This window comes from Nitratiruptor sp. SB155-2, from assembly GCF_000010325.1.
Lineage (GTDB): Bacteria > Campylobacterota > Campylobacteria > Campylobacterales > Nitratiruptoraceae > Nitratiruptor.
This window is the reverse complement of the sequence record NC_009662.1, coordinates 654,339-673,190: the sequence shown is the minus strand read 5'-3', so window position 1 is coordinate 673,190 and position 18,852 is coordinate 654,339. Positions and strand designations below refer to the sequence as shown.

Genomic DNA, 18,852 nt, shown 5'->3' with positions numbered 1-18,852 from the left:
ACCTCTATTTCCAAATAAGTTTTGCATACATACCAGGAATGAGCTCCGCACCTTTTTTATCAAAGGAGACTTTTATTTTAAATTTATGCGTCATGGGGTTTGCAGCTGGAATGATTGCACTTACTTTTCCTACTGTTTCAAATCCTACAGATGGTACTTCCACAGTAACTTCTTGCCCAATATGGATGTTTTTTAGATTACTTTCGCTAATTTCGGCTTCAATTTTAAGATTGTCAAGCGTCGTTAACACCATGCCTGGATACCCAGGAACCGTCAACTGACCCTCTTTTACCATTTTTTGTATGATAACACCATCATTTGGTGCTTTGATTTTGAGATACTCATATTGATGCAACACTTCTGCCAATTTCGCTTTTGCTTGAGCAAGTTGCTTTTTTGCGATCTCTACCATATTTTTCGTATTTTTATACATCAATTCCATCTGCTCAAGTTCAAACTTGGAAACCATCCCTTTTTTATAGAGTTTTTGATGTCTCATATAGTTGACTTTCGCAAACTCATACATGTTTTCATTCATAGCAATTGCAAGTCTTGCCTGGGAAATCATCAGTTCTACTTGAGATTTTGCAAGATCGATCTCTTTTGAATCGATCTTATAAAGAATTTGTCCTTTTTTGACCCAGTCCCCTTCACTCACATAGACCTTTTCCACATATCCCATGAAACGGGTTCCAATCATTTTCGTATCATCGCTTTTCACATATCCAGATAGCTCCAAACCTTTTGCCAAGAGTGCAATACTCATCAAACAAAACAGTATTATCTTCTTCATCGAGTCTCCTTATCGAGTAGGCTTTCTAGTTCAAGTACTTTTTCATTTCGAAGTGTTTTTGTTTTTAGTAGCTTCAATAGCGCTTTGATCTCTTGAGAGTGTTTGATCAAAACATCGGTGATATTTGAAAGACCGACTTTATATCGCTCCACATACATCTCATAGATTTTTTTCGAAAGTTCAAACTCTTTGCTTTGCGCTTTTATATCAAAATCTTTACTGACCACTTCCGTTTTGATCTGATTGATTTTCAAAGCAAGTCCTCGTTTGGCTAAAATCTCTTGTTCGTTCATCTTCATATACTGTAGTTTCGCTTTTTGTACTTCATCGGAAGTTTTCCCGCCACTAAAAAGATTCCATTTAAGCTGTGCCCCGATTGTATAGGCATCTTTGTCAAAAAAATCGTTAAATGGCTTGTCATCACTGCTTCCATACTCCCCGAAAGCACCGATCATAGGATAAAAACCACTTTTTTGTAGTTTAATATTCATTTGTGTTATTTTTTTACCCAGTTTCACTCTTTTTATATCGACTGTTTTTTCAACAAGTTTCTGTGTTGGCTCTTTCGGTAATGGCAATACCTCTTGGACATGCTGAATACTTCCTACATCTTCATTCAGTAAAAAAGAGAGATATTGGTATGCCAAATCTCGATTGAGCTTTGCTTGATTGAGATAGCTGAGAACTTCCGCTTTCTTTGCTTCCACCTCCAAAACATCAGTTTCTTTTGCATAACCGACCTGTTTGAAAGTTTTTATAATGTTTTCAAGCTTATCCATATTCGATTTCAACACTTCAAGATTTTTTATATAGTTTTCTACGAGGGTAATGTCGGAAAATGTCTTTTTCGTCTGAAAAATCATCTCATTGATAACTTTTTTCGCTTCTAGTTGCTTCATTTTTTCCATTGATTTAGAAATCTTTTCATACATACTCAGTTTGAAACCGGTAAAGAGAGGAACTTGGTACTGGAGTTTTGTTTGAAAGTGATTGCGTGCTTTGGGATAATTGAGATCGTGCGGCGCAGTACTTAATAGTTGATTTTGCATTTGTGGATTTGTCATATATGCTTTAAACGTATCAAAATCTGGAGAGTTTTGCAGTACATACGAAACACCACCTAAAAAATCTTTAAATCCAAAATCTCGAAAAGTCGCTTCTCTACTTTGGAGTTTAAATCCAAAAACATTCCCTGCATCATTACTTCGAAGGGCGTTAAAGATAAGATTGAGTGAACCATAATTATAACTTTGAGCTATCTTTGTATCAAAAGCGGCCATTCTCTCTTGTAATTTGGCAATTTTGATATTACTGTTATTTTTTTTCAATATTTTTAAAGCCTCATTGAGTGAGAGGTTTTCAATCTTGGCAAACGCCATCACCCATAAGAGCAGCGTCAATAAAACAATACGCATAACACCCTCCATTAATCAGTTAAAGTGATAGATGAGATTATATATGGTTATAACTTAGTAAGAGATTAATGGAGCAGACTTATCTGCTCCATCCTTAAAGAATAGCGTAGGAAACGGAGATACAAGCTTTCAAGTTAGATAGTTCTTTGAGGACCTCTTTGCTTACATCATCATCTACTATAATCACGGCAAGTGCATGTCCATGATTATCTCTACCCAATCTAAAATCTGCGATGTTGATGTTGTGCTTAGCCAAAATCATACCGACTTCGCCAATGACACCTGGAACATCGGTATTTTTGAAAAGAATCATCTTACCTTTCGGCTCTACGTCCAAAGCGAAATTGTTAATATCGACGATACGTTGAACATTCTCTTCAAAAATGGTTCCACTGATCTCGATAATATCTTTATCCGTTGTAAGCTTGACAGTGATTTTATTTTTATATCCACTCGCTTCAGGACTTTTTTTGCTTAAAATATCAATCCCTCGCTCTTTTGCTACAAATTCTGCATTGACATAGTTAATCGACTCGCCAAGTGACTCTTTCAATACACCTACAACTGCAAATGTTATCAATGATTTGAGATAGTCTGCAATTTCACCTTCAGCAATGACTTTGATCGATTTAAATGCGCCTTTATTCACTTGTGCTGCTAAAAAACCCATTTTCTGCGTCAATTCAAGATATGGCTTGACGAATGGAGGCATCTCATCTTCTTTGATAGGAAGATTGAGTGCATTCGGATAGCTGATTCCTCTTGCTGCTTCAAGAGCCTGGGATGCAGCACCTTCGGCAATTTTTTCTTGTGATTCTTCCGTATTTGCTCCAAGGTGCGGGGTGACAGTCACATTGTCGAGTTCCAGTAGCTTGTTGTCCGTTGCCGGCTCTTTGGCAAAAACATCGATGCCAGCAAATTTTATTTTGCCGCTTTTGAGTCCTTCATAGAGGGCATCTTCATTGTATAGGCCCCCTCTGGCACAGTTGATTAAAACAACACCGTCTTTCATCTTCGCGATCTCTTCGCGACCGATCATATTGATAGTCTCTTTTGTTTTTGGCGTATGTATGGTAATAATGTCACATTGTAAGATTTCATCAAAATCAGTTGTATATTTTACACCCAGATTGGTCGCTTTTTCCGGTGAAATGTAGGGGTCGTAGGTAACCACATCCATTTCGAATGCAAGAGCTCTTTTTCCTACTCGGCTTCCAATATTTCCAAAACCGATAATTCCCAGTTTTTTACCCTTAAGCTCATTTCCTATCCAGGCTTCCCTTTTCCATATCCTTTCAAGTTTTAGCTGATTGTGTGCATAGGGAAATGCTCGCATACATGCTAGCATATGTGCAAAAGTCAGCTCAACCGCTGCTATGGTGTTAGCCGTTGGAACATTCATCACAATGATTCCGCGTCGACTACACTCCTCCATGTCCACATTGTCAACACCAACGCCGGCTCGAACAATTGCTTTGAGTTTTTTCGCATGTTCCAGTAGCTCTTTATCTACAGGAGTGGAACTTCTTGTGATGATCACATCAGCATCAGCAATTTCTTTATAAAGCGGTTCTCCTTTTGGGACATCCGCAGCATTGACATAAACAATGTCTTGTTCTTTAGAAAGAATCTCTTCAGCTTTTTTATGAAGATGGTCACAAACGACAATCTTTTTCTTTTCCATTATCACCCTTACTTTTCAAGTTTTTCTTTGATAATTTCACCTAGTGTCGTTTTTTCGTCACTATTGATTTTTTTCAAATCCTCTTTCTCTTTCATTTTCTGAAGCCTTCTGACTGAGAGTCGAAGACGATTATTTTTCGTATCAAGGTGCGAAATGACTGCTTCAATCTCATCACCTGACTGTATCTCCTCTTTCTTCAATGGATAAAGATCTTCATTTCTAATCAATCCGTCAACATTTTCATCCAGTGCGACAAAGACACCAAACTCTTTGATATCTTTGACAGTTCCTTTTACAATATCCCCTACTTTATGCTCTTTTGCAAATTTCTCGAGGGGACTCTCTAGCAAAGATTTTCTATCAAGAGATATTTTTTCATTATCTCGATCAATTTTCGCTATTTTGACTTCTACTTTTTCGCCTACATTGAAAGCATCTTTCGCTTTTTGGCCTTTTTCCCAGCTGATATCTTGATTGTGTAATAGTCCCTCTACACTACCAATCCGTACAAATGCACCAAAATCTGTCAAAGATGTCACTTCACCTTCTACCACATCGCCTTCTTTATAGTTTGATAGGAACTCTTCAAAAGGTTTTGGTAACAAGTTTTTCAAAGAGACTCTAAGTTTTCTGTTTTCTGCATCGATCTCTATAACCTCGACATCCAACTGTTGTCCCTCTTGCACATACTCTTTTGGATGTTTGGGCCGTTTGTCCCAACTCATTTCGGAAATATGAAGGAGTCCTTCGATATCATTACCAAGATCTACGAATGCGCCATACGGTTCAATATTGCTGATGGTCACATTGATCACATCACCAGGTTCAAGCTCACCTTTGATCTCTTCCCATGGATCTGGCTGTGTCGCTTTGATAGAAAGAAGGAGTCTTCGTTTTTCTTTATTGAAGTCAATTGCCTTGACATTGACTTTATCACCCTCTTGAAAATACTTAGCCGGATTCACGGGACCTTTGTAGCTAATCTCGTTATAATGGACCAGGCCCTCTACTTGTGGAGCCACTTCTACAAACATTCCGTAATTGGTAATTTTTTTAATTGTCCCTTCGACAATCGTTCCTTCATTCAAAAGCTGATTTACTATCTCTTCTCTTTTTTTGAAAATATCTTGCAAATAGGCTTTTCGAGAGATAACGATAGAGTCATTTTCTGGATCTATTTTGATAACTTTCGCAGTAATTTTTCTTCCGATTTCCGGCTTGTTTTTAAAAAAACTTTGTGAGTTTGGCAAAAAGAACTGTACACCCTCATCATTTTCAACTATGTATCCGCCTCTGTTTTTCCCTTTGATAACACCTTCGAGAATAAGGCCATCGAAATCATCTTTATGTTGTTCAATAAACGCTTTCACTTTCTCTTTGGCCAACGCTTTTTTATGAGAAATAACCGGTCGCTCATTTCTATGTCCAGAAACCATCACTTTGATCGTGTCACCAGGTTGATATTTAAGATTACCCTCTTCATCGCTAATCTCTTTTATATTGAGAATACCCTCTTGCTTTTCACCCACATCCACCAGTACACGCTCATTATCTTGTATTTCGACAATGACTCCATCGATGATTTTTGATTCGTTCCGTTGATTTTCATGCTCTTCTAGCATCTTTGCAAAATCTTCGTTTGCACTCTCACTGTTTTGCGTATTCATCTGAACCTCTTTTTCCATTTTCACTTTTTCCTTGACTAAATTTTGTGTATTATACTTGAATTTTCTTTATATTTTCTATAACTTCTTCTATTATCCAGTTCGGTGTGGAGGCACCAGCAGTGATACCACATACCTTTTTTCCTTCAAACCACTCTTTCTCCAACTCTTTCGCATTTTCTACCAAGTAACTGTCAGGACAGTTTTCCTTACATATCTTAAAAAGCTGTTTTGTATTGGAAGAGTTTTTGCCACCTATGATAATCATAATATCAGCTTCCCTGCTCAATTCTCTTGCAGCGTCTTGATTTTCAAAGGTTGCATTGCAGATGGTATTAAAAACTCGAACCTCTTTTTTGTGTTCCATGAGATAATTGACTATTTTTTGATACTCTTCAAATTTTCTCGTAGTCTGGGCGACAGTAGCCACTTTCTCTTTGAGTGGTTTCCCTTCAAGCTCTTCTACGCTCAATACTACGATAGGATCTGTGGCGTAACTCATAACACCTTTGATTTCAGGGTGATTAATATCGCCAAATATGACGATGCTGTATCCTTCTTCACTCATTTTTGAGACGATCTCCTGAGGTTTCGTTACAAAAGGACACGTTGCATCGATCACTTCAACATTTTTTTCCTTCAAGAGCGCTAATTTCTCTTTGGGAATACCGTGTGTCCGTATAACGACACGACTGTTTTCTTGTATTTCATCAATCTCTTCTACAAGTTCCACGTTATACTTCTCTTTGAGCCTGTCTATTTCGTTTTTGTTATGGATAAGCGGACCGAAAGTTACACTGTTCGGGCTCTCTTCGGCTATTTTGATTGCCCGTTTCACTCCAAAGCAAAATCCATAGCTTTTTGCTAGTCTAATCTCCACGCTCTACCTTTACAATCTGGGATAAAAGATCCAAGAAGTTAGGAAATGAGGTCTTGATACACTCTATATCGCGTACTTCCATTCCACTCACTAACCCTGCTATCAAAAAACTCATGGCAATTCTATGATCACCACAGCTGTCAATTGCAGCTGAATGAAGTTCTCCTCCTATGATCTCATATCCATCTTCAAACTCTTGTGCTTGGATCCCACATTTTTTGAGATTTTCCACGACACAGGTGATCCGATCGCTCTCTTTGACTCTCAGTTCTTTTGCATTGCGTACAATACTTCTTCCATCAGCTACTGCCATGGCAATTGCAAGAGCTGGCAACTCATCGATAAGCCAGGGAATATTTTCACTTACTTCCACACCATGCAAACTGTTATGAGTTACAATAATGTCACCAATTGGTTCATATTTGTTCTCTTTTTCCAAAAATACAACATCGGCACCCATTTTTTGCAAAACTTTAAAGGCTTCTATACGAGTTGGATTGAGTGTGATATTTTCAAGTACCACTTTACTTCTTGGAGCTATGGCAGCTGCAACTGCAAAGAAAAAGGCACTGGAAGGATCTGCTGGAATGCGAATTTTTAACGGTTCCAAAGGTTTCGTCAGTGGAACAACATCGACTCTGTATCGACCGTGGCTCCAGTGGGTATCGATATTGGCGCCCATTCCTTGTAACATGCGCTCAGTGTGATCACGACTCAGTTCCGGTTCACTTATAGAACACTCTCCCTTGGCACGAAGAGCTGCTAAAATGAGGGCACTTTTGACTTGCGCTGAAGCTATGGGGCTTTCATAGTCAAAAGGCTCCAAATCGGTATTGCCACGCAGTGCCAAAGGAGCTTTATTTCCATTGTCACGACCATCTATTTTGGCCCCTATGGATCGAAGAGGTTTCGCTACTCTTGCCATGGGACGTTCACGAAGATATTTATCTCCTGTTAGAACAAAAAAACCGTTTATCCCTGCAAGCAAACCACAAAAAAGCCGCATTCCGGTACCACTATTTCCACAATCAAGTACATCCTTGGGTTCTTGAATCTGTTTTGGAGGCTTTATTAATATTTTTTCATCACTCTCTTCTACTTGAGCACCAAGGGCTTTGACGATTTCAAGTGTATTGAGTGTATCTTCAGCCCGCAGAAAATTTTCAATTTGGGATGGCTCATCACTTAAGAGCGAAAACATCGCGCTTCTGTGAGATATCGATTTATCGGGAGCAATGTCAGATATCGTTAGCTCGAAAGAGGAGGCTTTTTCAACCTTTACATAGCTCATCGCAGTGTCGCTCCAATCTCTTCTTGTAAAATCTTTAAAATCTTCTCTAAAATTTTAGAAATCTCCTCTTCTGTCAGTGTCTTTTCAAAAGACTGAATGGCAAATCGTATCGTTACACTTTTTTTATCTCCCAAAGATTCATCTTCATAGATATCTACCGGATAAAAATTTCGAACCTCTTTCGGTAAATTTTTTTCCAAAACTGTTTTGATACTTTCATAAGGTAACGTTCTATCAACGACAACACTCAAATCTTTCAACGAGCGCTGATAAACAGAATATTCTTTTGCTTTCGGATAGATTAGAGTAAGTTCTTCAAAATCTATCTGAGCAATATATGTGGTTGGTACATCAAGCTCTTTTTGCATTTCAAGATGCAATTTATATGCCTGCCCAATATATTTCCCATCTTTTATAATTTTTGCAACTTGATATGGATGAACAAGTTTATGAGAGGCTTCGCCTTCGCTCACATCAAAATCACCAATGATTGCTGAGAGTTCGTTGAGAAATGTAGGTAAGTCCACAACAGGAGCTTTTCCATGATTAACAACGCTTTCTGGCTCTTTTTGCCCACTGAAAATCAAAACGAACTCTTCACTTTCCTCTCTTTTTTGATCAAAAATAGTTCCTATTTCAAAAAGTTTCACCCTTTTGTATCCATTTTTGATGTTGTTTTGCAGCTGTTGCAAAAGATTTGGCACAAGTGATGTTCTTAACGTATTCATCTCATTTGTAATAGGATTGATCAGATCGAGATTTTTATGCACGGTTGCAAAACCATATTTTTCCAACTCTTCTTTATTGACAAAAATATAACTAACAGTCTCAACATAACCTTGTGCAACCGCTCTTTCGCGTATACTCTTTTTTGCTTTGTATCGGAGATAGGCTTCAGTAATTCTGTTTTGCTCTACGTACATTAAAGGTCGCGAATCGATTTTTTCTATTCCATAGATTCGAACTACCTCTTCAGCAATATCTTGGATATTTGCAATATCGTGACGGAAAACAGGCGGCTTCACTATCAAAGAGTCTTCTGAAACTGAAACTATTTCAAATCCTAAATTTTTCAATATATCGACAACTCTCGTTTTTTCGATCTCTTGACCAATGATTTGGTTCAATTGTTCAAATGAGATTTTTAAAGCTTCCTTTACAATCTCTTTTTCTACTTCATGTCTCCCTGCATAAAATTGAGGATTTTCATAATGCTCATTGATATATTTCTTTGCATACTCCAAACCTATACTGAGCCTAGGATCACTACCTCTTGAACTTCTGTAGTAGACCCAGTCCGATTTTACTGGATGTTCATACATCTTTTTCGATATAGAACTTGGATCGATATAACTTGTTTCCAATATATAGATTGTATCATTTTGAACAGGTTTCGCCTCATCAAATTGGATCACTCCGATAATGCTACCCTTTTTCGTACCATAAACAGCATCATAACCATTTTCATCTTTGTGGATACGTATCGTATAGCTCTCCTCATCTGTAAAAAAATTCAAACCATAGATTCGCGTAACTACGCCAGTTGCATGTGAAATATAAAATCCAAGAATATCGGCAAAATTCTTGAATTCTTCACCAACCAAAGCGGTACGATATCGTATAAGTAACGGATTTTCTTGTGTTTCAAGCTGAAAGGCTTTATAGGCCACATTTGATTCAATATCGCTCTCTGGCTGGAATTGCACTATGCGACCGATACCTATTTGCATCTGATCCGGTTTTTGATAATTGATCTCTTTAATCGATCTTTCAAGGACGACGCTTAATTCTCTAGCGATTCCGAGTATACTTAAACAATCTCCTCTGTTGGCAGTCAATTCCAATTCAATGATTTCATCATTCAAAAGTGGGTATTCTCGAAGCTCTTTTCCCACTTCCAATGTCCCAATGGAATGATCAAGAATCATAATGCCTTCTTCCAATTTTGGCAAACCAAGCTCTGTAGATGAACAGATCATTCCAAAGCTCTCGACCTCCCGAAGCTTTGCGGGCTTAATATGAAAGTCTCCAGGTAACATCGCACCAATTTTTGCAACGGCGACATATTCGGCATGAACCACATTCTTCGCACCACAGACTATTTGCAGTTTTTCTTCACCCACATCCACTTCGCAAAGGTTGAGCTTGTCAGCATTTGGATGTTTCTGACATGAAACAACTTTTCCTACTACAACATTTTTTGGGATTTCAATTTTTTTATATTCTGCAACCTCTAAACCGATGCTATTGAAAATAGTAATCAATTCTTGAGTAGGAACATCATTAATATCGATCCACTCCTGTAACCACTCTCTTGTAACTATCATCGAAACTGCTCCAATAAACGTAAATCACCTTCAAAAAGGCTTCTGAGGTCACCAATGCGATGTATGAGCATCGCAAATCGCTCGACACCGAGTCCAAATGCATATCCACTTACATTTTCATAGCCTACGGCTTTGAAGACATTTGGATCAACCATACCGCATCCAAGGACTTCCAACCATCCTGTATGCGAGCAGACCCGGCACCCCTCTCCTTCACAAAAAATACAACTTATATCCACTTCTGCACTTGGCTCTGTAAAAGGAAAGAAACTGGGTCGAAATCGAATATTGACTTCTCCAAACATATAGCGTAAAAAATCTTCCAATATATATTTTAAATTGGCAAAACTGACTTTACCCTCTTCATCGACCACTAATCCTTCAACTTGATGAAACATAGGCGTATGGGTCAAGTCAAAATCTCTTCGAAAAACGGATCCTGGACTAATCATACGAATTGGAGGTTTTTGCACCTGCATCGTTCGTATTTGAACGGGAGAGGTATGTGTTCGTAAAAGTTTACCATCGGCAAAATAGAATGTATCTTGCATATCACGTGCCGGATGGTATTTTGGAAGGTTAAGCGCTTCAAAATTGTAAAAGTCTTCCTCTACAAGCGGTCCTGTTTCCACTGCATAGTTCAATGAAACAAAATAGTCTATAATTTTATCGAGCGTATATCGTACAGGATGAAGCGCTCCTTTTTGAGCTCTTGGCGCATACAAAGATACATCAATTTTCTCTTTTTGCAGCTCCTCTTCAATCGCCTTTGCTAAAAGCTCATCTTTTTTTGACTGCAATGTCTGAAAGAGAAGATTTTTCGCTTCATTTAAGGTTTTGGCAACTTTTGGTTTCTCCTCTTTTGAAAGGCTTTTAAGTTTTTCAAACTCTTTGGCAAAATAGCCTTTTTTACCAAAAAGTTCTATCCTTAACTCCTCAAGCTCATCCAGAGAGAGAATCTTTTCGATTTTATCCAACCAATCCTTCAATAATCACCTCGTTCCGATTTTTTCGAGTATAATAATATAATAATATTTATAAAAAGATAAGGGAGGCATCTAGATGTGTATATTTTGTAAAATCGTAGCTGGAGAGATTCCATCAAATAAAGTCTTGGAAAATGAAGAGTTCCTTGCCTTTCACGATATCAATCCCAAAGCTCCTATCCATATTCTCATTATTCCAAAACATCATGTGGAAAATTTTCAATCTGCCACACCTGAGCTTATGGCAAAAATGACTCCTTTTATTCAAGAAGTCGCGAAAGTTTTGGAACTTGATAAAACTGGATATAGACTCATAACCAATAATGGAAAAGATGGGGGTCAAGAAGTTATGCATCTACATTTTCACATGCTAGGTGGAGCTCCTTTAAAATGGCCATATCAAGCAATCGAAGATGTTGCAAAGAAAAATATGTAATTGGAGGGTCATCCCTCCAACTCTTCTAAAAATCTTTCAAAGTATTCTATCTGTTTTTCAACTTGCTCTTTTGCAGTCCCTCCATAAGAGTTTCTCGCATTCATCGAATGTTGGAGATCAAGATATTGTAAAACATCATTTTGGATTCTTGGATCGATACTCTGTAGCTCTGCTAAACTCAGTTCACTAAGATCTTTTTGCTTTTGTTCCGCCAATGCAACGGCTTTGCCAGTGATAAAATGCGCTTCTCTAAACGGGATACCAATCTTTTCCACCAGGTAATCGGCCAAATCCGTAGCTGTCAGATGGCCTATTTTGGTAGCCGCTTCCATTTTTTCTTTGTTGATATTCATCGTTTTAAGTGTTTCATTAAGAATTTCTAGGGAAATTTTCGCATTTTTAACGCTATCAAATACACCCTCTTTATCCTCTTGCATATCCTTATTATAAGCTAATGGCAAACCTTTCATAACGGTTAGCAAAGCCATGAGATTCCCATAAGCCCTTCCTGTTTTACCTCTTAGAAGTTCCGGGACATCTGGATTTTTCTTTTGGGGCATAATGGAGCTTCCGGTAGAATATTCATCACTTAGAGTTACAAATCCAAATTCATAACTACTCCATAGAATTAACTCTTCAGACAGTCGGGATATATGCATGAACATCGTTGCAATGTTAAAAAGTATTTCCAATGCAAAATCTCGATCACTTACAGTATCAAGACAGTTGATTGTGGGGGCATCAAACCCCAATTCCTGAGCTGTCATCTCTCTGTCGATTGGATGGGGAGTCCCAGCAAGTGCAGCACATCCTATAGGAGAGTAGTTGTTTCTTTCAAAACTGCTTTGAAATCTTTCAATGTCTCTTTTAAACATACTTGCATACGCTAAAAGATGGTATGCAAAACTGATAGGCTGTGCATGTTGTAAATGTGTCATGCCAGGAATAAGAGTCTGTGTATGATTTTTTGCAATATTAATTAACGTTTGCATAAGATTGGCTAAAAGTCTAATGAGATCCTTATTAGACTGCTGTACATAGAGCCGGAAATCAAGAGCTACCTGATCATTGCGGCTTCTTGCAGTATGAAGTTTCTTGCCTGCATCGCCTATCAAATTGGTTAGTGCTTTTTCAATGGCCATGTGAATATCTTCATCTTCAATATTCCACTCAAACTGACCGTTTTCAATCTTCTCTTTTACTGTTTTAAGACCATGTATAATGGACTCTGCTTCCTCTTGGCTTAAAATTCCCTGTTTTGCTAACATAGTTGCATGCGCAATGGATCCTTGTATATCTTGAAGATACAACTCTTTATCAAAAGGGAGTGATGCATTGAACTGATCGAGAAGTGTACTTGCATTCGCATTGAAACGACCTGACCACATTTTACTCATATACTGTTCCTTCTTTTTTTAAGCGCAATTATACTATTAATCGCTGCATGCAGGTACGTTTCCACTATCTGATGCGTATTTTTTGAAAAAATGGAGCAGATGTTTCGCTTTTTTCTTAAAGCGTTTGCTATGAAAATATTTAGACGCAGTGGCATTGTTATCATGCTTGAGGATCAACAGAGCACCTTTATTTTCAAAAAGTTTCTCCCACTCGTCAGTAGTGTGTGTTTCGGCAAGTTTTCCACCATTTCCATGACACTTTTTACACTTTTTCATGTACTCTTTTTGCCCTTTGTAAACGGAGGCTTGAGAAAAAGATAGGCAAAGCGATACTGCAATCAATAAGCTCATTCGTTTCATAGAGTTTCCTTACGTTTGAATATCAGTTTATGATAGTGCAGATTCACTTAATTTTGTATTAATATTTATAATGATTACGAATCTATTTCAGATATATTATTTAGAAGCATAATAGTAGAGTTGAAATAGATAAGAAGGAAAATATCTTGCCTGGCGCCGACCTACTTTTCCACACCCGAGGGGTGCAGTATCATCAGCGATGCGGAGCTTAGCTTCCAGGTTCGGAATGGGACTGGGCGTTTCCTCCGCTCCATAGGCACCAGGACAAGAGAAGTAAATCTTTTGTTTGTAAAAGACTTAATTCTCTTGTCGCTTGACAAGTATCGTTTGAAAGAACACTCATTGTTCGCAGCAAAAGAGTGGTAGCTCAGTAAGGCGGCGGTGCATATAAAACGTGTAAGCCAAACGGACTATTAGTACTGGTCAGCTAAACGCATTGCTGCGCTTACACACCCAGCCTATCAAGGTGGTAGTCTTCCACCGTCCTTCAGGGAAGGCTCATCTTGGAGTCGGCTTCCCGCTTAGATGCCTTCAGCGGTTATCCGTTCCGTGCATAGCTACCCAGCGGTGCCCTTGGCAGGACAACTGGTACACCAGTGGCACGTCCAACCCGGTCCTCTCGTACTAGGGTCAGCTCTCCTCAGCCTTCCTACGCCCACGGAAGATAGGGACCGAACTGTCTCACGACGTTCTGAACCCAGCTCGCGTACCGCTTTAAATGGCGAACAGCCATACCCTTGGGACCTGCTCCAGCCCCAGGATGCGATGAGCCGACATCGAGGTGCCAAACCTCCCCGTCGATGTGAGCTCTTGGGGGAGATCAGCCTGTTATCCCCGGGGTACCTTTTATCCTTTGAGCGATGGCCCTTCCACTCAGAACCACCGGATCACTAAGACCGACTTTCGTCTCTGCTCGAGTTGTCTCTCTCGCAGTCAGGCTGGCTTATGCCTTTATACTCTCCAAGCGATTTCCAACCGCTTTGAGCCAACCTTTGTAAGCCTCCGTTACTCTTTAGGAGGCGACCGCCCCAGTCAAACTACCCGCCAGGCATTGTCCTCCGTGTGGATAACACACGCGAGTTAGCCACCAGAATGAGGAAGGGTGGTATCTCAAGGACGGCTCCACCCGAGCTGGCGCCCGGGCTTCTCAGCCTCCCACCTATCCTGCACATCCCCATCCCGATGGCAGTACCAAGCTGTAGTAAAGGTCCACGGGGTCTTTCCGTCTTTCCGCGGGTAGGAGGAATTTTCACCTCCACTACAATTTCACCGGATCCCTGGTCGAGACAGCCCCCATCTCGTTACGCCATTCATGCAGGTCGGTATTTAACCGACAAGGAATTTCGCTACCTTAGGACCGTTATAGTTACGGCCGCCGTTTACCGGGGCTTCGGTTCACGGCTTCGCCCATAAGGGCTAACCGATCCCCTTAACCTTCCGGCACCGGGCAGGCGTCACACCATATACATCCTCTTACGAGTTAGCATAGTGCTGTGTTTTTGATAAACAGTCGGATGGAGCGCTTCGCTGCGACCCGCCTCGGCTCCAGCCGCTAAGGGCCTTCACCTACTACGGGCACACCTTATACCGAAGATACGGTGCCAGTTTGCAGAGTTCCTTGACCAGGGTTCTTCCGCGCGCCTTAGAATACTCATCCCGCCCACCTGTGTCGGTTTACGGTACGGGCTACTTACTACTCGAACGGCTTAGAAGCTTTTCTCGGCTCGACGGCATCACCGGTTCCCCCGCCGCCCCGAAGGGCTTTGGGGGCCTGTCAGGTCTCGGCCTATCGCTGGGCGGATTTGCCTACCCAGCAGCCTACACCCTTCGAGCCACTATTCCATCAGTGACCCCGGCTAGCCCTAAGCGTCCCTCCTTCGCCTTGTAGTAAGTAGGTATCGGAATATTAACCGATTTCCCATCGCCTACCCCTCTCGGACTCGGCTTAGGACCCGACTAACCCTACGTTGACGAGCATCGCGTAGGAAACCTTGGGCTTTCGGCGAAGTGGATTCTCACCACTTTTATCGCTACTCATGCCTGCATGCTCACTTCCAGCCGCTCCACTGCTCCTCACCGGTACAGCTTCATCGCTGACTGGAACGCTCTGCTACCGCGCATACACCAGTATGCACCTGCGACTTCGGTGTGTGACTTAGCCCCGTTATATTTTCCGCGCAGGGCCGCTAGACCAGTGAGCTGTTACGCTTTCTTTAAAGGATGGCTGCTTCTAAGCCAACCTCCTGGTTGTCTAAGCAGCCCCACATCGTTTTCCACTTAGTCACAACTTTGGGACCTTAGTCGGCAGTCTGGGTTGTTCCCCTCTCGACATAGGATTTTATCACCCTACGCCTGACTCCCAGGATTCCACACTAGGTATTCGGAGTTTGACAGGGTTTGGTACCCCTGTGTGGGGCCCTAGCCCTATCAGTGCTCTACCCCCTAGTGCTACGTCCTGAGGCTATACCTAAATATATTTCGCAGAGAACCAGCTATCACCGAGTTTGTTTGGCCTTTCACCCCTATCCACAGCTCATCCAAGGAGTTTTCAACCTCCACTGGTTCGGCCCTCCATGGGGTCTTACCCCCACTTCAGCCTGGCCATGGATAGATCACCCGGCTTCGGGTCTGCAGCCAGTGACTATTGCGCCCTGTTCAGACTCGCTTTCGCTACGGCTTCGCGTGTGCTTAACCTCGCCACTGACCACAACTCGCAGGCTCATTATGCAAAAGGCAGTCCGTCACCCTGTTCCGAAGAACATAGGGCTCCGAATGATTGTAGGCATACGGTTTCAGGTTCTATTTCACTCCCCTCACTGGGGTTCTTTTCACCTTTCCCTCACGGTACTTGTGCACTATCGGTGTGATGGTAGTATTTAGCCTTGGAGGGTGGTCCCCCCGTCTTCAGTCAGGATAACACGTGTCCCGACCTACTCGCAAGGTCTCTGCCTAGTCCCACCTACACTATTTCGCCTACGGGACTGTCACCCTCTATGGTGTGCCTTTCCAGACACTTCAGCTATAATGTAGGCTACACAGAGACGGGCTACTCCCCGTTCGCTCGCCGCTACTAGGAGAATCTCGGTTGATTTCTTTTCCTCTGGGTACTGAGATGTTTCACTTCCCCAGGTTCGCCCCGGCATAAGCCGGTGACCAGTGTCTCCACTGGCCGGGTTGCCCCATTCGGAAATCCCCGGATCAACGCTTCTTGGCAGCTCCCCGAGGCTTTTCGCAGCCTAGCACGTCCTTCATCGCCTCCATCACCCTAGGCATCCACCGTACGCCCTTTGTAGCTTACACCTACTTCTAAAGCGCACCGCCGCCTTACTCAACTACCTCAGTCAAGTAAAACAGCTTGCCTATTGTATTTACCTCTTTTACTACGAACAATGAGTTGTCAAATATCTCTTAGACTTAAAGTCTAAAATAAACCCTAAATACCTTTAGAGCTTATTTTAAACTTCACCCAAATCTGGTGGAGTCTACCGGGATCGAACCGGTGACCTCCTGCGTGCAAGGCAGGCGCTCTCCCAGCTGAGCTAAGACCCCATCTTGTGTTTAGTTGTAAATTGTTTAGATTTTTCAGCGTAGCGTACAACTGAGTACGTGAGCTGGAAAATCTAGGCAAGATTCAACTAAACTGGTGGGCCTGAGAGGACTTGAACCTCTGACCTCACCCTTATCAGGGGTGCGCTCTAACCACCTGAGCTACAGGCCCATTATTAAAGCTCGCCCCTGATAAGGGCTCCTTAGCTCTTCTCTCCACCTTCTCTTTCAAAGAACTCCCGATCTCTCACAACTAGACAGAAATGAAGAGCCCCCTAAGCCAATGAGTGTGAGACTCACTGGCTTCCATCCAAAGAAATGAATCTTTGGATCATCACTCTAGAAAGGAGGTGATCCAACCGCAGGTTCTCCTACGGTTACCTTGTTACGACTTCACCCCAGTCGCTGAGCCCACCGTCGACGAGGGTCCTCCCTTACGGGTCGGTCCCCCGGCTTCGGGTGAGCTCAACTCCCATGGTGTGACGGGCGGTGAGTACAAGACCCGGGAACGTATTCACCGCGGCATGGCTGATCCGCGATTACTAGCGATTCCGACTTCATGCAGTCGAGTTGCAGACTGCAATCCGAACTGGGACGCGCTTTAGAGATTTGCTCCACCTCGCAGTATCGCATCTCTCTGTACGCGCCATTGTAGCACGTGTGTCGCCCTGGGCATAAGGGCCATGATGACTTGACGTCATCCTCACCTTCCTCCCGGTTACCCGGGCAGTCTCCTTAGAGTGCCCACCCTAAGTGCTGGCAACTAAGGACGAGGGTTGCGCTCGTTGCGGGACTTAACCCAACATCTCACGACACGAGCTGACGACAGCCGTGCAGCACCTGTCACCGAGTTCCTCCAAAAGGAGGCACCCCTCTATCTCTAGAGGGTTCTCGGGATGTCAAGCCCAGGTAAGGTTCTTCGCGTATCTTCGAATTAAACCACATGCTCCACCGCTTGTGCGGGTCCCCGTCTATTCCTTTGAGTTTTAGCCTTGCGGCCGTACTCCCCAGGCGGGATGCTTAATGCGTTAGCTGCATCACTGCAGTGACTAGCACCACAACGACTAGCATCCATCGTTTAGGGCGTGGACTACCAGGGTATCTAATCCTGTTTGCTCCCCACGCTTTCGCGCCTCAGCGTCAGTACCGTTCCAGCAGATCGCCTTCGCAATGGGTATTCCTGGTGATCTCTACGGATTTTACCCCTACACCACCAATTCCATCTGCCTCTCCCGGACTCTAGCCTGGCAGTTTTGGACGCAGTTCCACGGTTGAGCCGTGGGCTTTCACATCCAACTTACCAAGCCGCCTACGCGCCCTTTACGCCCAGTGATTCCGAGTAACGCTTGCACCCTCCGTATTACCGCGGCTGCTGGCACGGAGTTAGCCGGTGCTTATTCGCAGGGTACCGTCATTATCTTCCCCTGCAAAAGGAGTTTACACCCCGAAGGGCGTCATCCTCCACGCGGCGTTGCTGCGTCAGGGTTGCCCCCATTGCGCAATATTCCCCACTGCTGCCTCCCGTAGGAGTCTGGACCGTGTCTCAGTTCCAGTGTGGCTGATCATCCTCTCAGACCAGCTACCCGTCATTGCCTTGGTAGGCCGTTACCCCACCAACTAGCTGATAGGCCGCAGCCCCATCCCATAGCGCTACATAACGCTTTCCACAACCTGACTTGTGCCAAGAAGGAGTATAGGGTATTAGCAGCCCTTTCGGGCTGTTATCCCCCGCTATGGGGCAGGTTAGCTACGTGTTACTCACCCGTGCGCCGCTTAGCTGACACTCAAATCTCCCCGAAGGGATCATTGAGCCGTTCTCGCTCGACTTGCATGTGTTAGGCACGCCGCCAGCGTTCACTCTGAGCCAGGATCAAACTCTCCATAAAAATATCTTTATGAAGTTCCAAATCCTTATTTAAAACTCAAAGGACTCTTCATTCTGTCTAGTTGTCAAAGATCAAATTCCCTAAAGAACTCTCTAACCCATCTTCACTCAAGATGAGCTATTTGAACTCTTTCCCTCGCTCCCCGTGTTTCGAGGACTGAAATTATGCCAAAATCTCTCCGGCCTGT

At 42.5% G+C, this 18,852-nt stretch carries 11 protein-coding genes, 2 tRNA genes and 3 rRNA genes; 1 reads left to right on the top strand and 15 read right to left on the bottom strand.

What is annotated here, in order from left to right; translation table 11 throughout:
* Positions 1–4: 4 nt before the first annotated feature.
* From NIS_RS03660 to pheS, 8 genes are all read right to left on the bottom strand, one after another.
* A complete protein-coding gene (locus tag NIS_RS03660) occupies positions 5–793 on the bottom strand; it encodes an efflux RND transporter periplasmic adaptor subunit (RefSeq protein ID WP_012082043.1) in 789 nt (262 codons plus the stop codon).
* A complete protein-coding gene (locus tag NIS_RS03655; protein WP_012082042.1) occupies positions 790–2,208 on the bottom strand; it encodes a TolC family protein in 1,419 nt (472 codons plus the stop codon). Before NIS_RS03655 ends, NIS_RS03660 begins: the two co-directional genes overlap by 4 nt.
* A 94-nt stretch (positions 2,209–2,302) precedes the next feature.
* The gene (gene serA, locus NIS_RS03650) at positions 2,303–3,892 is read right to left on the bottom strand and encodes a phosphoglycerate dehydrogenase (protein ID WP_012082041.1); all 1,590 of its coding nucleotides are present in this window, start codon (positions 3,890–3,892) and stop codon (positions 2,303–2,305) included.
* 8 nt (positions 3,893–3,900) lie between these two features.
* Positions 3,901–5,577 (bottom strand): 30S ribosomal protein S1, encoded by a 1,677-nt coding sequence (locus NIS_RS03645; RefSeq protein ID WP_012082040.1) that lies wholly within the window; start codon positions 5,575–5,577, stop codon positions 3,901–3,903.
* A 31-nt stretch (positions 5,578–5,608) separates the two neighbouring features.
* Positions 5,609–6,436, bottom strand: a complete 828-nt coding sequence (locus NIS_RS03640; protein WP_012082039.1) for a 4-hydroxy-3-methylbut-2-enyl diphosphate reductase — start codon at positions 6,434–6,436, stop codon at positions 5,609–5,611.
* Entirely contained in the window at positions 6,426–7,727 is a 1,302-nt protein-coding gene (gene aroA / locus NIS_RS03635) for a 3-phosphoshikimate 1-carboxyvinyltransferase (RefSeq protein WP_012082038.1), read from the bottom strand. The genes NIS_RS03640 and aroA overlap by 11 nt, the downstream gene beginning before the upstream one ends.
* On the bottom strand, positions 7,724–10,054 hold the full coding sequence (gene pheT, locus NIS_RS03630) for a phenylalanine--tRNA ligase subunit beta (RefSeq protein ID WP_012082037.1): 2,331 nt from the start codon (positions 10,052–10,054) through the stop codon (positions 7,724–7,726). The genes aroA and pheT overlap by 4 nt, the downstream gene beginning before the upstream one ends.
* A complete protein-coding gene (pheS, locus tag NIS_RS03625; RefSeq protein WP_041354001.1) occupies positions 10,051–11,043 on the bottom strand; it encodes a phenylalanine--tRNA ligase subunit alpha in 993 nt (330 codons plus the stop codon). The genes pheT and pheS overlap by 4 nt, the downstream gene beginning before the upstream one ends.
* Before the next feature lie 73 nt (positions 11,044–11,116).
* On the opposite strand from pheS, the gene NIS_RS03620 reads away from it, so the two are divergent.
* The gene (locus NIS_RS03620) at positions 11,117–11,476 is read left to right on the top strand and encodes a histidine triad nucleotide-binding protein (RefSeq protein WP_012082035.1); all 360 of its coding nucleotides are present in this window, start codon (positions 11,117–11,119) and stop codon (positions 11,474–11,476) included.
* A gap of 8 nt (positions 11,477–11,484) precedes the next feature.
* Here NIS_RS03620 and argH read toward each other — a convergent pair whose 3' ends face one another.
* From argH to NIS_RS03585, 7 genes are all read right to left on the bottom strand, one after another.
* Complete coding sequence (gene argH, locus NIS_RS03615) at positions 11,485–12,873, bottom strand: argininosuccinate lyase (RefSeq protein WP_012082034.1); 1,389 nt, start codon at positions 12,871–12,873, stop codon at positions 11,485–11,487.
* A 36-nt stretch (positions 12,874–12,909) separates the two neighbouring features.
* Positions 12,910–13,233 (bottom strand): hypothetical protein, encoded by a 324-nt coding sequence (locus tag NIS_RS03610; protein ID WP_012082033.1) that lies wholly within the window; start codon positions 13,231–13,233, stop codon positions 12,910–12,912.
* A 148-nt stretch (positions 13,234–13,381) separates the two neighbouring features.
* Positions 13,382–13,497, bottom strand: a 5S ribosomal RNA gene (gene rrf, locus NIS_RS03605).
* A 128-nt stretch (positions 13,498–13,625) separates the two neighbouring features.
* Positions 13,626–16,533, bottom strand: a 23S ribosomal RNA gene (locus tag NIS_RS03600).
* A 173-nt stretch (positions 16,534–16,706) separates the two neighbouring features.
* Positions 16,707–16,782: transfer RNA gene (locus NIS_RS03595), tRNA-Ala, on the bottom strand.
* Between the two features lie 92 nt (positions 16,783–16,874).
* Positions 16,875–16,951 (bottom strand) — tRNA-Ile (locus tag NIS_RS03590).
* Positions 16,952–17,122: 171 nt separating this feature from the next.
* Positions 17,123–18,665 (bottom strand): 16S ribosomal RNA (locus tag NIS_RS03585).
* Together the 16S, 23S and 5S rRNA genes with 2 tRNA genes alongside form the textbook arrangement of a ribosomal RNA operon.
* Positions 18,666–18,852: the final 187 nt, after the last annotated feature.